The 17,423-nt window shown below is 56.7% G+C and carries 18 protein-coding genes; 15 read left to right on the top strand and 3 right to left on the bottom strand.

The window, feature by feature from the left end; translation table 11 throughout:
* Positions 1-11 precede the first annotated feature (11 nt).
* Positions 12-209: a DUF6404 family protein gene (locus tag F3J41_RS03775; RefSeq protein ID WP_021506369.1), complete on the bottom strand. Its 198-nt coding sequence runs from the start codon at positions 207-209 to the stop codon at positions 12-14.
* Between the two features lie 268 nt (positions 210-477).
* On the opposite strand from F3J41_RS03775, the gene F3J41_RS03770 reads away from it, so the two are divergent.
* The 3 genes from F3J41_RS03770 (at position 478) to F3J41_RS03760 (ending at position 2,433) form a co-directional block, all read left to right on the top strand.
* Entirely contained in the window at positions 478-660 is a 183-nt protein-coding gene (locus tag F3J41_RS03770) for a type II toxin-antitoxin system HicA family toxin (protein ID WP_058757609.1), read from the top strand.
* 39 nt (positions 661-699) lie between these two features.
* Positions 700-1,092: a type II toxin-antitoxin system HicB family antitoxin gene (locus tag F3J41_RS03765; protein ID WP_022548759.1), complete on the top strand. Its 393-nt coding sequence runs from the start codon at positions 700-702 to the stop codon at positions 1,090-1,092.
* Between the two features lie 84 nt (positions 1,093-1,176).
* Positions 1,177-2,433: a mechanosensitive ion channel family protein gene (locus F3J41_RS03760; RefSeq protein WP_058757608.1), complete on the top strand. Its 1,257-nt coding sequence runs from the start codon at positions 1,177-1,179 to the stop codon at positions 2,431-2,433.
* A 121-nt stretch (positions 2,434-2,554) separates the two neighbouring features.
* Here the strand turns inward: F3J41_RS03760 and icd are convergent, their stop codons facing one another.
* Positions 2,555-3,805 carry an NADP-dependent isocitrate dehydrogenase gene (gene icd, locus F3J41_RS03755; RefSeq protein WP_010617214.1) on the bottom strand — a complete coding sequence of 417 codons (1,251 nt, stop codon included), beginning with the start codon at positions 3,803-3,805 and terminating at the stop codon, positions 2,555-2,557.
* Positions 3,806-3,906: 101 nt separating this feature from the next.
* Here icd and rluE point away from each other — a divergent pair, with 101 nt between their 5' ends.
* From rluE to F3J41_RS03715, 8 genes are all read left to right on the top strand, one after another.
* Entirely contained in the window at positions 3,907-4,575 is a 669-nt protein-coding gene (gene rluE / locus F3J41_RS03750; RefSeq protein WP_166709966.1) for a 23S rRNA pseudouridine(2457) synthase RluE, read from the top strand.
* Positions 4,576-4,619: 44 nt separating this feature from the next.
* Positions 4,620-5,093: an NUDIX domain-containing protein gene (locus F3J41_RS03745; protein WP_031279253.1), complete on the top strand. Its 474-nt coding sequence runs from the start codon at positions 4,620-4,622 to the stop codon at positions 5,091-5,093.
* A gap of 41 nt (positions 5,094-5,134) precedes the next feature.
* Entirely contained in the window at positions 5,135-6,247 is a 1,113-nt protein-coding gene (gene mnmA / locus F3J41_RS03740) for a tRNA 2-thiouridine(34) synthase MnmA (protein WP_125309336.1), read from the top strand.
* Between the two features lie 34 nt (positions 6,248-6,281).
* Positions 6,282-6,923 (top strand): high frequency lysogenization protein HflD, encoded by a 642-nt coding sequence (gene hflD, locus F3J41_RS03735; protein WP_088517707.1) that lies wholly within the window; start codon positions 6,282-6,284, stop codon positions 6,921-6,923.
* A 44-nt stretch (positions 6,924-6,967) separates the two neighbouring features.
* On the top strand, positions 6,968-8,338 hold the full coding sequence (gene purB / locus F3J41_RS03730; RefSeq protein WP_166709964.1) for an adenylosuccinate lyase: 1,371 nt from the start codon (positions 6,968-6,970) through the stop codon (positions 8,336-8,338).
* A gap of 173 nt (positions 8,339-8,511) precedes the next feature.
* Positions 8,512-9,180 (top strand): two-component system response regulator PhoP, encoded by a 669-nt coding sequence (gene phoP / locus F3J41_RS03725; RefSeq protein WP_010617222.1) that lies wholly within the window; start codon positions 8,512-8,514, stop codon positions 9,178-9,180.
* A 3-nt stretch (positions 9,181-9,183) separates the two neighbouring features.
* On the top strand, positions 9,184-10,644 hold the full coding sequence (gene phoQ / locus F3J41_RS03720; protein ID WP_021506378.1) for a two-component system sensor histidine kinase PhoQ: 1,461 nt from the start codon (positions 9,184-9,186) through the stop codon (positions 10,642-10,644).
* Between the two features lie 57 nt (positions 10,645-10,701).
* A complete protein-coding gene (locus tag F3J41_RS03715; RefSeq protein ID WP_058757604.1) occupies positions 10,702-11,823 on the top strand; it encodes a cupin domain-containing protein in 1,122 nt (373 codons plus the stop codon).
* Positions 11,824-12,016: 193 nt separating this feature from the next.
* On the opposite strand, the gene pepT is transcribed toward F3J41_RS03715, so the two are convergent.
* Entirely contained in the window at positions 12,017-13,243 is a 1,227-nt protein-coding gene (gene pepT, locus F3J41_RS03710) for a peptidase T (protein ID WP_021506380.1), read from the bottom strand.
* Positions 13,244-13,543: 300 nt separating this feature from the next.
* Here pepT and potA point away from each other — a divergent pair, with 300 nt between their 5' ends.
* Genes potA through potD form a run of 4 tightly spaced genes read left to right on the top strand, consistent with a single transcriptional unit; the run spans position 13,544 to position 17,327 of the window.
* Positions 13,544-14,659 (top strand): spermidine/putrescine ABC transporter ATP-binding protein PotA, encoded by a 1,116-nt coding sequence (potA, locus tag F3J41_RS03705; RefSeq protein WP_159378261.1) that lies wholly within the window; start codon positions 13,544-13,546, stop codon positions 14,657-14,659.
* A complete protein-coding gene (potB, locus tag F3J41_RS03700; RefSeq protein ID WP_166710258.1) occupies positions 14,652-15,503 on the top strand; it encodes a spermidine/putrescine ABC transporter permease PotB in 852 nt (283 codons plus the stop codon). The genes potA and potB overlap by 8 nt, the downstream gene beginning before the upstream one ends.
* Positions 15,500-16,273, top strand: coding sequence for a spermidine/putrescine ABC transporter permease PotC (gene potC, locus F3J41_RS03695; RefSeq protein ID WP_166709962.1), 774 nt, complete (start codon positions 15,500-15,502; stop codon positions 16,271-16,273). Before potB ends, potC begins: the two co-directional genes overlap by 4 nt.
* A gap of 10 nt (positions 16,274-16,283) precedes the next feature.
* Positions 16,284-17,327 carry a spermidine/putrescine ABC transporter substrate-binding protein PotD gene (potD, locus tag F3J41_RS03690; RefSeq protein WP_058776483.1) on the top strand — a complete coding sequence of 348 codons (1,044 nt, stop codon included), beginning with the start codon at positions 16,284-16,286 and terminating at the stop codon, positions 17,325-17,327.
* The last annotated feature ends 96 nt before the right edge of the window (positions 17,328-17,423 follow it).

Raw genomic sequence — 17,423 nt, 5'->3', positions numbered from 1 at the left:
GTTGTGAATAATCAGGCCTGTGCGCGCCGCGCTTTGTAACGCGCCACCATGGTCATTAATGCCTGATAAATCAAACCGGCATACAGGCTCATGACAATCATCATGCCCGGCGTTTTGCCCTGTGCCTGCCAGGATACAAACCACATAAAAATGCCCCATAGCAGGGAAAAAATCAGCCAGCCTTTTACAAACTTGATCACACCTTGCATAGCACCTCCGGATTGATGAAGGCTGAAGATAGCGGTTCAGCCAGCAAATGGCACGCGCGCCGGTGCCGGGATGTTAACTGTTTCAAAGTTTTACGCAAACCGCTATCGCAGCGGGAAAAAGCCGTTGAAAACAGTACGCAGAACGCAGCATCAACGGGTGCCTGTCGCGGCCGTCCCGGTTAGTTTGGCCATGACCCGCCGATGTGATGGCAGAGACCGCCTTGCACCAGTGTGTATTGTGTGTATAATTTCACCTACAGGAAGTCCGATGAAGAGCGCGACGCTGATTAAACTGCTGCAAAAAAATGGCTGGAAGCTGGAGCGCATACGCGGCAGTCATCATCAGTTCTCGCACCCGGATTTTGCTCATCTGATCACCGTGCCGCATCCGCAGAAGGATATGAAGACAGGCACGCTGATGCAGATTCTGAAAGACGCCAGGCTGGATTGATCCATGCTGGTTTTATTCCGCTTGCTCAGAGGTGACATGATGCTGTTTCCCGCTTTGGTAGAGATTGACGCTGACGGCTCGGCCAGTGGTTATTTCCCGGATGTCACCGGCTGTTACTTTGCCGGTGATACGCCAGAGCAAACGCTGCAGGATGCGCAATCTGCGCTGCATGCCCACTTTGAACTGATGGCGGAGAAAGGCTTGTTGATTCCGGAGCCGGCGCAGCACTGGCAGCAGGAATTTAGCCAGCCTGGCGTGTGGATCTACGTTGATATTGATGTCACCCGCTATCTGGGCAAATCCGAGCGCATCAATATCACTATGCCGCATCTGCTGATTGAGAAGATCGATAAGATGGTCAGTAATAATGCGCGCTACAGCAGCCGCAGCCATTTTCTGGCCGAGGCGGCGCGCAAAGCGCTGGTCTCGTAGCAACACTATTGCGCACGCGTCGCTTATCGTCCGTGGCCGCTTTATGTTTGAATTCCCGCCTCAACCGGCCGGCATGTGGTTAAAATGAATTACCTACGCGACATACAAACGTTTATTGAAGGCAACACTGTGCTCTCCGCCACCTTCAGCCTGCTGCTGTTACTGGTTGCCGGTATGGTCACCCATCTGATCTGCAAGTTCTTCGTGGTAAAAGTGGTGCGCCGCGTGTTCTTTAGCACGCATAAAAACCAGGTGCCGCTGGATAAAGACGTCCGGCTCTCAGAAAAGCTGTCGAATTTTATTCCGGTGATCACCGTCTATTACCTGCTGCAGTTTATGCCGGACCTGCCCGAGCATCTGCTGATCGCGGTGAAAACCATCTGCGGCATTCTGTTTTTTGTATATCTGTCGCTGTTCTTTAACGAAGTGCTGGAGATCGTTAATAACTCCTATTCGCGTAAGTCGAAGCGTAAGAACCACTCGATAAAAGGCTATATCCAGATCGGTAAGATCCTGGTGCACATCATTTCCGCCATCATGATTCTGGCTATCATGTCGAACAAATCGCCGGTGATTATCATCTCCAGTCTGGGTGCGGTCGCGGCGGTATTGATGTTAGTGTTTCAGCACACCCTGCTGTCGCTGGTGGCCAATATTCAGGTGTCATCGAACGATGTGCTGCAGCTTGGCGACTGGATTGAAATGCCGGATAACGGCATCAGCGGTGAAGTGATTGATATCGCTCTGCATACCATTACCATCCGCAACTGGGACAATACGCTGTCGCGGATCCCGACCAAAAATTTCCTGACCGAAACCTACACTAACTGGCAGGCGATGTTCTCTTCCGGCGCGCGGCGTATCATGCGCAGCTTTCATCTCGACCAGACCTCGATTCGCTTTCTCGATCAGCAAATGGTGCAGCAGATGAGCCAGATTCGCGGCGTCAGTGAGCAGCTTTCAATCCTGATGGATGGCCGCGATAGCAGCGTGGTCGGTGACCGCTGGTTTGCCGAAAACGGCATTACCAACCTCACGGTGTTCCGTCACTATCTCACCGCCTGGCTGGCGCAGCGCGACGATATTAAAAAAGATATGTATATCGTGGTGCGCGCGATGAAACCCTCACCGGAGGGATTGCCGGTAGAGGTTTATTGCTTTACCTCCTCGGTACTGTGGGTTGATTACGAAAATTCCCAGTCGGCGATATTTGAATTCATCTACGCCATTGTCGGTCAGTTTTCGCTGCGGATTTACCAGCATCCGGCCGGCAATGATTTCTGGCGTTTGTCGCAGGCGCGCGATAGCCAGATCGCTCAGTTACAGCCTCCGGCGGAATAAAGCCACGCATCGCACGGTCGTCATGCATGGCAAACCGGCGGTGACAGAAGTCCTTCCCGCTGCCAGCATAAAAAAAGGGAGCCCTGCGGCTCCCTTTCATGTTGCATTTGCTCAGGGCAAATTACATGTTCGCGATGATCGCGTCACCAAACTCTGAACATTTCAGCAGTTTAGCGCCATCCATCAGACGCTCAAAGTCGTAGGTCACGGTTTTGGCAGCGATTGCGCCTTCCATGCCTTTAACAATCAGGTCAGCCGCTTCGAACCACTCCAGGTGACGCAGCATCATTTCTGCAGACAGGATCACGGAACCAGGGTTCACTTTATCCTGGCCCGCATACTTCGGTGCAGTACCGTGGGTAGCTTCGAACAGTGCGCACTCGTCACCGATGTTGGCGCCCGGTGCGATACCAATACCGCCTACCTGTGCCGCCAGGGCATCAGAAATGTAGTCACCGTTCAGGTTCATACAGGCGATAACGTCATACTCGGCTGGACGCAGCAGGATCTGCTGCAGGAAGGCGTCGGCGATCACATCTTTAACGATGATCTCTTTACCGGTGTTCGGGTTTTTGAACTTCATCCACGGACCGCCATCGATCAGCTCGCCGCCGAACTCTTCTTTCACCAGCTGGTAGCCCCAGTCTTTGAAAGAGCCTTCGGTGAACTTCATGATGTTGCCTTTGTGCACCAGCGTCAGGGAATCACGGTCATTGGTGATGGTGTATTCAACCGCGGCACGCACCAGACGTTTCGTGCCCTCTTCTGAACATGGCTTCACGCCAATACCACACTGCTGCGGGAAGCGAATTTTCTTCACGCCCATCTCTTCACGCAGGAATTTGATCACTTTGTCCGCTTCCGGCGTACCGGCTTTCCACTCGATACCGGCATAGATATCTTCGGAGTTTTCGCGGAAGATCACCATGTCGGTATCTTCAGGACGTTTAACCGGGCTTGGCGTACCTTTGTAGTAACGTACCGGACGCAGACACACGTACAGGTCCAGTTCCTGGCGCAGTGCCACGTTCAGGGAACGAATACCGCCACCTACCGGGGTAGTCAGTGGGCCTTTAATGGCCACGCGGTACTCTTTGATTAAATCGAGGGTTTCCTGCGGCAGCCAGACATCCTGGCCATAGAGTTCGACGGATTTTTCGCCGGTGTAAATTTCCATCCAGGAAATTTTTCGCTCGCCGTTGTAGGCTTTCTTCACAGCGGCATCAACCACTTTCAGCATCACCGGGGAAACGTCAACCCCAATACCGTCACCTTCAATGTAGGGGATGATCGGGTTATTCGGGACATTCAGTTTGCCCTGATCCAGGGTGATTTTTTGACCTTCCGCCGGAACAACTACTTTGCTTTCCATTAACCTCTCCTTCGAGCGATTTTTTGTTAATGATTTGTAAGATGCGCGTCAATACTACTTGAATATTTCCGCCACGCCAATCACCGCAGTTTCGCGCTATAATGCGCCGATTGTTACCAACTGCAAAGCCCATGCGAAAAACTTCTCAACGAATTCACCAGCATAAGCGCCCTGCTGCCCCGGCGCGCCGGCGCGCGCGGCGTGACACGCGGCCAAAAGGTCCGCGTCGCGTCATACTCTTTAACAAACCTTTCGATGTTCTGCCGCAGTTCAGCGATGAGGCTGGCCGCCGCACGCTGAAAGATTTTGTGCCGGTGAGCGAGGTGTATGCCGCAGGCCGTCTCGACCGCGACAGCGAAGGGTTGATGATTCTGACCAACGATGGCGCACTACAGGCGCAGCTGACGCAGCCGGGCAAGCGCACCGGCAAAATCTATTACGTTCAGGTGGAAGGCGTACCGCAGGAATCAGATTTATCCCGCCTGCGCAGTGGCATCACCCTCAACGATGGCCCAACGTTGCCGGCGGGCGCAGAAGTGGTGCCTGAACCCGCGTGGCTGTGGCCGCGCACCCCGCCGATTCGCGAGCGCAAAGCCATCCCCACCTGCTGGCTGAAAATCACGCTGTATGAAGGGCGCAATCGCCAGGTCCGAAGGATGACGGCGCACATTGGCTTTCCGACATTACGCCTGATCCGTTTTGCCATGGGTGATTACCAGCTGCAGGATTTGGCACCGGGCGAATGGCGCGACATCAGCGACCGGACGTAATTTATACATTTCGATAACGTCAGGTTAACTATTTGGGAGGAACGATGTTTAAACCTCATGTAACCGTCGCCTGTATGGTGCACGCGCAGGGCAAATTACTGGTGGTAGAAGAGCGCGTCGACGGCCGCGTTACCTGGAATCAGCCGGCCGGTCATCTTGAGGCCGATGAAACGCTGCTGGAAGCCGCGCAACGTGAGCTGTACGAAGAGACCGGCATCAGCGCGCAGCCCGACTATTTTCTCGGCGTGCAGCAGTGGATCGCCCCGGACCATACACCTTTTGTGCGTTTTCTGTTTGGCCTCGATCTGCCTGCCACCGTTACCACCACGCCACACGACAGCGATATTGACTGCTGCTGGTGGCTGTCGCCCGCGCAGATTCTCAGCGCAGAGACGCTGCGTTCGCCGCTGGTGGCCGAAAGCGTGCGGCTGTGGCAGCAGGGGGCCCGCTATCCGCTGCAGCTGATAGCGCCGTATCAGTGGCCGTTTCATGAGGGTGCGCACAACGCTTCCGCGTGATAGAATGCGCCGCCTGTTTTTATCGTAATCAAGAGTGCGTCATGTCTGACAACAGCCAGAAAAAAGTGATCGTCGGGATGTCCGGCGGCGTCGATTCTTCCGTTTCCGCCTGGTTACTGCAGCAGCAGGGCTATCAGGTTGAAGGCCTGTTCATGAAGAACTGGGAGGAAGACGATGGCGAGGAGTATTGCACCGCCGCTGACGATCTGGCTGACGCACAGGCCGTGTGTGACAAGCTCGGCATCAAACTGCACAAAATCAATTTCGCCGCTGAGTACTGGGACAACGTGTTCGAGCACTTTCTGGAAGAGTACAAGGCCGGACGCACGCCGAACCCGGATATTCTGTGTAACAAAGAGATCAAGTTCAAAGCGTTTCTCGAATTTGCTGCAGACGATCTCGGCGCAGACTACATTGCCACCGGCCACTATGTGCGCCGTGCCGATGTCGACGGCACCAGCCAGCTGCTGCGCGGTCTCGACGGCAACAAAGATCAGAGCTATTTCCTCTACACGCTCAGCCACCAGCAGATTGCACAGAGCCTGTTCCCGGTCGGCGAACTGGAGAAGCCTGAGGTGCGCCGCATCGCCGAACAGCTCGATCTGATTACGGCGAAGAAAAAAGACTCCACCGGTATTTGCTTTATCGGCGAGCGTAAATTCCGCGACTTCCTCGGTCGTTACCTGCCGGCACAGCCGGGCGTCATCGAAACCGTTGACGGTGAAGTGGTCGGTGAACACCAGGGGCTGATGTATCACACCCTGGGTCAGCGTAAAGGGCTGGGCATCGGCGGACGCAAAGAGAGCAATGACGATCCGTGGTATGTGGTCGACAAAGATGTCGCGCGCAATACGCTGATTGTGGCACAGGGCGGCGATCATCCGCGCCTGATGTCGGTGGGCCTGATAGCACAGCAGCTGCACTGGGTCGATCGCCAGCCAGTGACCGCTGCGCTACGCTGCACGGTGAAAACCCGCTATCGTCAGAACGACATTCCCTGCGAGATCATTCCGCACGGCGACGATCGCATTGAAGTGCGTTTCGATGAGCCGGTCGCGGCCGTCACCCCGGGCCAGTCCGCGGTATTTTACCTCGGTGACGTGTGCCTTGGTGGCGGTATTATTGAACAGCGCCTGCCGCTGACAGAGGCCTGAGTCGGCACTGCCGACGCGTCTACAGGAGTGAAGCGTGGCTAAAAACTATTATGAGATAACGCTGGCGCTGGCCGGCGTTTGCCAGGCAGCCCATCTGGTGCAGCAGCTGGCACACCAGGGGCACTGCAACAACGCGGCGCTGCAGGTGTCGCTGCGCAGCCTGCTGGATTTAAATCCAGGCTCAACGCTGGCGGTGTTTGGCAATGATGAAGCCAATCTGCGCCCCGGGCTGGAAGCGCTGATGGCGGTGCTGAACAGCGGCAGCCGGCAGGGTGCCAGCGCCGACCTGACGCGTTATACCCTGAGCCTGATGGTGCTGGAGCGTAAACTGCACGGTAACAAAACCGCGCTAAACACCCTGGCACAGCGCATCAGCCAGCTTGATCGTCAGCTGGCGCATTACGAACTGGAATCAGACACCATCACCAGCGCTATGGCCGGCATTTACGTCGATGTGATTAGCCCGCTCGGCCCGCGCATTCAGGTGACCGGCTCACCGCAGGTGCTGCAGAATTCGCAGGTGCAGAGCAAAGTTCGCGCTGCGCTGCTGGCCGGTATCCGCGCGGCGGTGCTGTGGCAGCAGGTCGGCGGCGGTCGTCTGCAGCTGATGTTTGCGCGCCAGCGTCTGCTGCGCGAAGCGAAAACCCTTTTATCCCGGCTGGGTCCGGCGTATTAAGCGCCGCCCTGCCCTATATTGTTAACGATTCAGGAGTTGCACTGATGGAATTATCCTCTCTGACCGCCGTCTCACCTGTCGATGGTCGTTACGGCGATAAAGTCAGCCCGCTGCGTGCGATTTTCAGCGAGTACGGTTTGCTGAAATTCCGCGTTGAGGTTGAAGTTCGCTGGTTACAGAAACTGGCCGCGACCGCAGAGATCAAGGAAGTTCCTGCATTTGATGCCGACGCAAACGCTTTCCTTGATGCAATTGTCGCCGGTTTTAGCGAAGAAGATGCAGCGCGTATCAAAACCATTGAGCGCACCACCAACCATGACGTGAAAGCCGTCGAGTACTTTCTGAAAGAGAAAGTAGCCAACGTGCCGGCGCTGCACGCGGTGTCTGAGTTTATCCATTTCGCCTGCACCTCCGAAGATATCAATAACCTGTCACACGCGCTGATGCTGGAAACCGCACGCCGCGACGTGATCGTGCCGTTCTGGAACCAGATCATTACCGCCGTGAAGGGCCTGGCGCAGGAGTATCGCGACATTCCGCTGCTGTCGCGCACCCACGGTCAGCCGGCAACGCCGTCCACCATGGGCAAAGAGATGGCCAACGTGGCCTACCGCATGGAACGCCAGTTGCGTCAGCTGAGCAAGGTGGACGTGCTGGGCAAAATCAACGGCGCGGTGGGCAACTACAATGCGCACATCGCCGCGTATCCGGAAGTGGACTGGCATCAGCTGAGCGAGCAGTTTGTGACTTCACTGGGCATCAGCTGGAACCCGTACACCACGCAGATCGAGCCGCATGACTACATCGCCGAGCTGTTTGACTGCATCGCGCGCTTCAATACCATCCTGATTGATTTTGACCGCGACATCTGGGGTTACATCGCCCTGAACCATTTTAAACAGAAAACCATTGCTGGCGAAATTGGCTCTTCAACCATGCCGCACAAGGTTAACCCTATCGACTTCGAAAACTCCGAAGGGAATCTGGGGCTGGCCAATGCGGTGATGCAGCACCTGGCCAGTAAACTGCCAGTATCACGCTGGCAGCGCGATCTGACCGATTCTACCGTGCTGCGTAACCTCGGTGTCGGCGTCGGCTATGCATTGATCGCCTATCAGGCCACGCTCAAAGGTATCTCCAAGCTGGAAGTGAACCGCGATCGCCTGCTGGACGAGCTGGATCACAACTGGGAAGTCCTGGCTGAGCCGATCCAGACCGTAATGCGCCGCTACGGCATTGAAAAGCCGTACGAGAAGCTGAAAGAGCTGACGCGCGGCAAGCGCGTGGACGCAGCCGGTATGCAGGCATTTATCGACAGCCTGGAGCTGCCGGAAGCAGAGAAAGTGCGCCTGAAGCAGATGACGCCAGCCAACTACCTCGGCCGCGCGATTCAGATGGTTGACGACCTGAAGTAATTCCTTGCTCTGAAAACTCAGGCTATGGCAAGTTGGTGTTACCTCAGTCATGCACGTCACGTGGTGGCTGAGGTTCCCCTGCTAGTGCATCACAGCGGAGTGTTAATCTGCGGTTTAGCTGGCGTAGCGTATACTTTTCGCCATCATCACTGAGTTGAAGGTAAGGAAATTCTATGCGTGTTCTGGTTGTGGAAGATAATGCCCTGCTGCGCCATCACCTCGCAGTCCAGTTACGTGACATGGGTCATCAGGTGGATGCCGCCGAAGACGCCAAAGAAGCCGACTATTTCCTGCAGGAACACATTCCCGATATCGCGCTGGTCGATCTTGGCCTGCCCGACGAAGACGGCATGTCGCTGATTCGCCGCTGGCGTGGCGATGCCATTCGTCAGCCAATTCTGGTGCTGACCGCGCGCGAAGGCTGGCAGGCGAAAGTTGAAGCGCTGGAAGCCGGTGCCGATGACTACGTGACCAAGCCGTTCCACATTGAAGAGGTCGCCGCCCGCTTACAGGCGCTGATGCGTCGCAACAGCGGACACGCCTCGCAAATTATCTCCATGCCGCCGTTCCAGGTTGACCTGTCGCGCCGCGAGCTTACGGTGAACGACGCGCCGGTCAAGCTGACCGCGTTTGAGTACACCATTGTTGAAACACTGATCCGCAATGCCGGTAAAGTGGTCAGCAAAGACTCGCTGATGCTGCAGCTGTATCCCGATGCGGAACTGCGCGAAAGCCACACCATTGATGTACTGATGGGCCGGCTGCGCAAAAAAATTCTCGCGCTGCACCCGACCGAAGTGATCAACACCGTGCGTGGCCAGGGATACCGCTTTGATCTCTGATTTATGAAGCTGCTCCGCCGTCAGCGCCCTTTCTCCTTACGCGCGCGTTTCCTGCTGGCGACGGCGGCGATCGTGCTGTTTTTGTCGCTGTCGTATGGCATGGTGGCGGTCATTGGCTACGTCGTCAGCTTTGATAAAAATACCTATCGCGTGATGCGCGGCGAGAGCAATCTGTTCTTCACCCTCGCGCAGTGGAAAGACAACAAGCTCACCATCGCCCAGCCGGAACGCATGACGCTCAATTTCCCGACGCTGGTGTTCATCTATGACGAGCGCGGTAAGCTGCTGTGGCAGCAGCGCGACGTGCCGGAAATCCGCAAAAACATTCGCCGCGACTGGCTGATGAAGCCAGATTTTTACGAGATCGATACCAGCAATCGCACCAGTATGGCGGCGATGGGTAACAATCCGCAGGCACAGCAGCGGCTGCATGCGCTGGACAGTGACAGCAATGACACCTTCACCCACTCGGTGGCAGTGAACCGCTACGACGCGACCACCAATTTGCCGGCGCTGACCATTGTGGTGGTGGACTCGATCCCGCAGGAGCTGCAGCACTCAGACGTGGTGTGGTCGTGGTTTAGCTATGTGCTGGCGGCCAATCTGCTGCTGGTGATTCCGCTGCTGTGGCTGGCGGCACACTGGAGCCTGCGTCCGATTGGCCACCTGACTTCGCAGGTGCGCGAGCTGGAAACCGGTCACCGGGAAAATCTCGACGACAACCCGCCGCAGGAGCTGCGCAGCCTGGTGCGCAACCTCAATCTGTTGCTCACCAACGAACGGCAGCGCTACACGCGCTATCGCACCACGCTGTCGGATTTGACGCACAGCCTGAAAACGCCGCTGGCGGTGCTGCAAAGCACGCTGCGCTCGCTGCGCGGTGGCAAAGAGCTGACTATCGAACAGGCTGAGCCGGTCATGCTCGAGCAGATCAGCCGCATCTCGCAGCAGATTGGCTATTACCTGCATCGCGCCAGCATGCAGGCGGATCACAACCCGCTACAGCGCGATCTGCATTCGGTCTCGGCCCTGCTGGATAGCCTGTGTTCCGCGCTCAATAAGGTGTATCAGCGCAAGGGCGTTGAGATCACGCTGGATATTTCGCCGGAGCTGACCTTTATCGGCGATCAAAATGACTTTATGGAAGTGTTGGGCAACGTGCTGGATAACGCCTGCAAATACTGCCTCGAATTTATTGAGGTCAGCGCGCGCCAGACGGAAAACGCGCTGCATCTGTTCATTGACGACGACGGCCCCGGCATTCCCGAAAGCAAGCGCGATCTGATTTTTGTCCGCGGCCAGCGTGCCGATACGCTGCGTCCCGGTCAGGGACTGGGACTGGCGGTAGTGCGCGATATTCTCGAGCAGTATGCCGGTCAGGTAATCGCCACGACCAGCCCGCTCGGCGGCGCCCGCATGGAGGTGATTTTTCAGCGGCAGGAAGTTGAACATCACCGCGAGTAGAACCGGACGCGGGCTGTTATACTTGGCAGCAATTATGGCCCTAACCGGAATCCTCGCATGGACTATCAGCTCGACATCAACTGGCCCGACTTTATTCAGCGCTACTGGCAAAAACGCCCGGTGGTGCTCAAACGGGGTTTCAAAAACTTCATTGATCCGATTTCTCCGGATGAGCTGGCCGGTCTGGCAATGGAAAACGAGGTGGACAGCCGCCTCGTCAGCCACAACAACGGCAAGTGGCAGGTCAGCCATGGTCCGTTTGAAAGCTACGATCACCTGGGTGAAAGCAACTGGTCGCTGCTGGTACAGGCGGTGAACCACTGGCATGAACCTTCTGCTGCGCTGATGCGCCCGTTCCGCTTTCTGCCCGACTGGCGTATCGACGACCTGATGATCTCGTTCGCCACACCGGGCGGCGGCGTAGGCCCGCACTTTGATCAATACGACGTATTTATTATTCAGGGCACTGGCCGCCGTCGCTGGCGCGTGGGCGAAAAAGTGCCGATGAAACAGCACTGCCCGCATCCTGATCTGCTGCAGGTTGAACCGTTCGACGCCATCATCGATGAAGAGCTGGAACCGGGCGACATTCTGTATATTCCACCGGGTTTTCCGCACGAAGGCTATTCGCTGGAGAACGCGCTCAACTATTCAGTCGGCTTCCGCGCGCCTAACGGACGCGAGCTGATCAGCGGCTTTGCGGACTACATGCTGGCGCATGAACTGGGCAGCTACCGCTTCAGCGATCCGGATGTGCCGGCGCGTGACTGCCCATCGCAGATTCTGCCGTCAGAAGTCGAAGGGATCCGCAAGGTAATGCTGGATGTGATTAATCAGCCGGAGCAGTTTAACCAGTGGTTTGGCGAATTTATTTCCCAGTCGCGTCACGAGCTGGATGTGGCTCCGCCGGAACCGCCGTATCAGCCGGATGAGATTTATGACGCGCTGCAGCAGGGTGATGCGCTGACGCGCCTCGGCGGCCTGCGCGTGCTGACGCTGGGCGACGCGGTGTACGTCAACGGTGAGCGCGTCGAGTGCGCACATCCGTCGGTACTGGCTGCGCTGGCACACAAGCATGTATTGACGCTGGAAGATTTCGGCGATGCGCTGGACGATCCTTCGCTGCTGGCTCAGCTGGCGGCACTGGTGAACAGCGGGTACTGGTTTTTTGCTGATTGAGTTGATCAGGTCCTCTGCGCCCGTTTCCCTCACCCCGGCCCTCTCCCGCCCGCGGGAGAGGGAGCAAACCGCGCGACGATTGCAGTAAAGCGCCGGCGGCGGCATGGGCAAATGAAGAACCTGATTCCCGCTCGATCGGTCCCCTCTCCTGCGGGCGGGAGAGGGTTAGGGTGAGGGCAAGCCCCGCTCCGCCCTACTTCTTCTCCGCCGCGAGCGCGGCCAGGCGCACAATCACCTCAACCGACTTCGCCATCACATTCAGCGACGCAAACTCATGCTTGCCGTGATAGTTGTAGCCGCCGGTAAACAGATTCGGACACGGCAGTCCTTTCCATGACAGCGCCGATCCGTCGGTGCCGCCGCGGATCGGCTTCACGTTCGGTTCGATACCGCAATCGCGCATCGCCTGCAGCGCCAGCTCAATGATGTGCGGATGCGGTTCCACCTTCTCCCGCATATTGCGATAGCTGTCGCTGATCTCCACCTTGATGGAGCACTCAGCCTGCAGGCCTTTACTGACGCGGCGGCCAATCTCCTGGAGCAGCTGCTTACGCTGTTCGTAGCTGTCGGCATCAAAATCACGAATCAGGTACATCAGCTCGGCGTGCTCAACCGATCCCTTAATAGTGTGCAGGTGGAAAAAGCCTTCATAGCCGTCGGTAAACTGCGGCTTCTCTTTGGCAGGCAGCTCGGCGTGGAAACGCATCGCCAGGTCCAGCGCGTTCACCATCACGTTTTTCGCACTGCCGGGATGCACGTTGTTACCGGTGATTTTGACCAGCGCCGTCGCGGCATTAAAGTTCTCGAACTCAAACTCGCCGAGATCGCTGCCGTCAACGGTATAAGCCCAGTCAGCCGCAAACCCCTCAACGTCGAAGTGCGACGTGCCGCGACCAATCTCTTCATCCGGGGTAAAGGCCACGCGAATGGCGCCGTGCGGCACATCCCCTTTGGCCAGCTCGGCCATTGCCGTCATGATCTCAGCGATACCGGCTTTATCATCAGCGCCCAGCAGCGTTTTACCGTCGGTGGTGATCAGCGTATGCCCGGTCAGCTTGTGCAGCACCGGGAACATCACCGGCGAGAGCACTTCATCCCCGTTGCCCAGTGCGATGTCGCCGCCACGATAGTTTTCAATGATCTGCGGATTGACATTTTTCGCGGTAAAATCCGGCGAGGTATCCATGTGGGAAATAAAACCGATCACCGGCGTCGGCCAGTCGACGTTTGCCGGCAGGGTACCCATCACACAGCAATGATCGCTTAAGGTGACGTCCACAAAACCCAGCGCAATAAGCTCTTCCTGTAACTGACGCGCCAGCGTCCACTGCCCTTCGCTGCTCGGCACCTGCCGCGCCTGAGGTTTTGCCTGGGTTTCTACTGCCACATAACTGAGAAAACGCTCAAGTAATTGATCCATCTGTCATCCCTCTAAAGAACCTGCATTATTATCATGGGGCCTGATTATCGCCATGTTGCGTCAAATCATTATCCTTCAGGTTAGCCCTCTCAGCCCAATCGTGCGCTGAAATTCGCCCTGCCAGCCACCCGTCCGGCTGGCCCGATGAGCATACTCCAGCAATTTGCAGACTTTTCAAGGTTATTCCGTGTCTGAACATGGCAATGGCGCATTTTTCAGGTATTATCGCGCCCTTCATCACGGCAAGCTGTCGCCGGCGGCTATGCTGTAACCTGATTCTTATCAGACTGAGTGACTAAAATGACGCAAACACGCGCGCAGCAGGCGCTGGTTACGCTTTCTGGCATCAGTAAAGCTTTCGATGGCAAAACCATCATCCCGGATTTCGACCTGACCATCGGTCATGGCGAATTTATCACCCTGCTTGGCCCCTCCGGCTGCGGTAAGACCACGATTCTGCGCCTGATCGCCGGGCTGGAAAACGCCGACAGCGGACGTATCCATCTGGATGAGAGCGACATCACTGAAACGCCCGCCGAGCATCGCCATATCAATACCGTGTTTCAGAGCTACGCGCTGTTTCCGCACATGTCGGTGTTTGAAAACGTCGCGTTTGGCCTGCGCATGCAGAAAACCCCGGCGGCAGAGCTGACGCAGCGCGTCAACGAGGCGCTGGCGATGGTGCAGCTGGAAAGCTTTGCCGCGCGTCGGCCACATCAGCTCTCCGGCGGCCAGCAGCAGCGCGTGGCGATTGCGCGGGCGGTGGTCAACCGGCCCAAAGTGCTGCTGCTTGATGAGTCGCTCTCCGCGCTGGATTACAAACTGCGCCGCCAGATGCAAAACGAGTTGAAAGCGCTGCAGCGCAAGCTGGGCATCACGTTTGTGTTTGTCACGCACGATCAGGAAGAAGCGCTGACCATGTCCGATCGCATCGTGGTAATGCGCGACGGGCGCATCGAGCAGGACGGCACGCCGCGCGAGATCTACGAAGAGCCCGCGAACCTGTTTGTGGCGCGCTTCATTGGCGAAATCAACGTGTTTGATGCAGAAGTGATCGGCAGCGCGCAGGCGCCGCAGGTACGGGCTCGCGTCGAAGGCCGCGAGTGTGATATTCACTGCCCGTTCCCGGTCAAACCCGGCGATCGGCTGCATGTGCTGCTGCGACCTGAAGATTTGCGCGTCGAGGAGATTGATCACGACAGCCGCAGCGAAAACCTGATCGGCTATGTGCGCGAACGCAACTATAAAGGCATGACGCTGGAGTCCACCGTCGAACTGGAGAACGGCAAGCTGCTCACCGTCAGCGAGTTCTTTAATGAGGACGATCCGGATTTTGACCACTCGCTGAACCAGAAAATGGCGGTCAGCTGGGTGCCAAACTGGGAGGTGGTGCTGCCGTATGAAACGGATGCGTAATCGTCTGCAGAAAGGCATTGTGGCGCTGATCGTCGGCTGGCTGACGCTGTTCGTGTTGCTGCCGAATCTGATGATCTTCGTCACCAGCTTTCTGACGCGCGACGACGCGCACTTTGTCAGCATGGTGTTCACCCTGAACAACTATGGCCGGCTCCTCGATCCGCTGTATGCCGACGTGCTGCTGCACTCGCTCAACATGGCCTGCATCGCCACGCTGTGCTGCCTGCTGCTCGGCTACCCTTTTGCCTGGTGCCTGACCAGACTGCCGGCGCGTCTGCGTCCGCTGATGCTGTTTCTGCTGATTGTGCCGTTCTGGACCAACTCGCTGATTCGCATATATGGTCTGAAAATTTTTCTCAGCACGCGCGGCTGGCTCAATGAATTTCTGCTGTGGCTCGGCGTCATCGACAAGCCGTTTCGCATCATGTTCACCCCGGAAGCGGTGATCCTCGGGCTGATCTATATTCTGCTGCCATTTATGGTACTGCCGCTCTACTCCAGCCTTGAGAAGCTGGATAAATCCTGCCTGGAAGCGGCGCGCGATCTTGGCGCCAGCAGGCTACAGACCTTCATCCGTATCATTTTGCCGCTGACCCTACCCGGTATCGTTGCCGGCGCGCTACTGGTATTTATCCCGGCGATGGGGTTGTTCTACGTAGCGGATTTAATGGGCGGAGCAAAGAACCTGTTGATCGGTAACGTAATCAAAAGCCAGTTCCTCAATATTCGTGACTGGCCGTTCGGCGCCGCCACCAGCATTGTCATGACGCTGCTGATGGGGCTGATGCTGCTGGTTTACTGGCGCGCAGCGCGTCTGCTGAATCACAAGGCGGCGTTGCAATGATGGCGCGCGGATTACGCCACGGCTTCATGGCCGTGATTTATGCCTGGTTCTACATTCCGATCATCATCCTGATCGTCAACTCCTTTAATGCCTCGCGCTTCGGCATCAACTGGCAGGGCTTCAGCACCCAGTGGTATCGCCTGCTGGTCAATAACGATAGCCTGATTCAGGCGGCGCAGCATTCGCTGATCATGGGCGTGCTGTCGGCCAGCTGCGCGACGCTGATCGGCTCGCTCACCGCCGTGGCGCTGTACCGCTATGGTTTTCGCGGCAAGCCGTTTGTCAGCGGTATGCTATTTGTGGTGATGATGTCGCCGGATATCGTGATGGCGATTTCGCTGCTGGTGCTGTTTATGCTGCTGGGGATTTCGCTCGGCTTCTGGTCGCTGCTGTTTTCCCACATCACTTTCTGCCTGCCGTTTGTGGTGATTACCGTTTATTCGCGCCTGAAAGGCTTTGACGTGCGCATGCTGGAGGCGGCAAAAGATCTCGGCGCCAGCGAAGTGACTATTCTGCGCAAGATTTTGCTGCCGCTGGCGCTGCCGGCAGTAGCCGCGGGCTGGCTGCTGAGTTTCACCCTGTCGATGGATGATGTGGTGGTGTCGTCATTTGTCACCGGTCCCGGCTTCGAAATTTTGCCGCTGAAAATTTATTCCATGGTGAAAGTGGGCGTGTCGCCAGAGGTGAACGCGCTGGCTACCATTTTGATGCTGCTGTCGCTGCTGCTGGTGGCAGCCAGTCAGCTGTTGCTGCGTGATAAAACCAAATAGAGGATAACCGATGAAAAAATGGTCTCACTGGCTGGCGGCTGGGGCGCTGGCACTGGGTATGCAAAGCGCTCAGGCGGATGACAACAACACGCTTTACTTCTATAACTGGACCGAATATGTGCCGCCCGGGCTGCTGGAGCAGTTCACCAAAGAGACCGGCATCAAAGTGATTTATTCCACCTATGAATCCAATGAAAGCATGTACGCCAAGCTGAAAACCTGGAAAGCAGGCGCTTACGATCTGGTGGTGCCGTCGACCTACTTCATCGCCAAAATGCGCAACGAGGGCATGCTGCAGAAGATCGACAAGTCACAGCTGAGCAACTTCCGCAACCTCGATCCCGACCTGCTGAACAAGCCGTTTGATCCGAACAACGACTATTCCATTCCCTATATCTGGGGCGCAACCGCCATTGGCGTGAATACCGACGAGGTGGATCCAAAAACCCTGACCCAATGGGCCGATCTGTGGAAACCTCAGTATAAGCAGAGCCTGCTGCTGACCGATGATGCGCGTGAAGTGTTCCAGATGGCGCTGCGCAAGCTCGGCTACTCCGGTAATACGCAGGATCCAAAACAGATTGAAGCCGCCTATGAAGAGCTGAAAAAGCTGATGCCGAACGTACTGGCGTTCAACTCGGATAATCCCGGTAATCCGTTTATGGAAGGCGAAGTCAACGTCGGCATGATCTGGAATGGCTCCGCCTGGGTAGCGCGCCAGGCTGGCACGCCGCTGCAGATTATCTGGCCGAAAGAGGGCGGAATTTTCTGGATGGATAACCTGGCGATCCCGGCGAATGCGAAAAATAAAGCAGGCGCGCTGAAGCTGATTAACTTCCTGCTGCGCCCGGATGTGGCGGCTAAGGTGGCGGAAACCATCGGTTATCCGACGCCCAACCTGGCGGCAAGAAAGCTGCTGCCGCCCGAGGTGGCCAGCGATCCGTCACTCTATCCGCCGGCTGAAGTGATCAAAAACGGCGAGTGGCAGAACGATGTCGGTGCCGCCAGCGTGCAGTACGAAACGCTGTTCCAGAAGCTGAAAGCGGGGCGGTGAGGTTCTGGGGTGGGGATTCGGTGCGGCCTGGCCCTCACCCTGCCCTCTCCCAGAGGGAGAGGGTTCATACGTGCTGGATTCGGCTTGTGGGAAAGA

The organism is Pantoea sp. Ap-870 (assembly GCF_011752515.1).
In the GTDB taxonomy this organism is placed as follows: Bacteria; Pseudomonadota; Gammaproteobacteria; order Enterobacterales; family Enterobacteriaceae; genus Pantoea; species Pantoea dispersa.
This window is presented reverse-complemented; position numbering and strand designations above follow the sequence as displayed.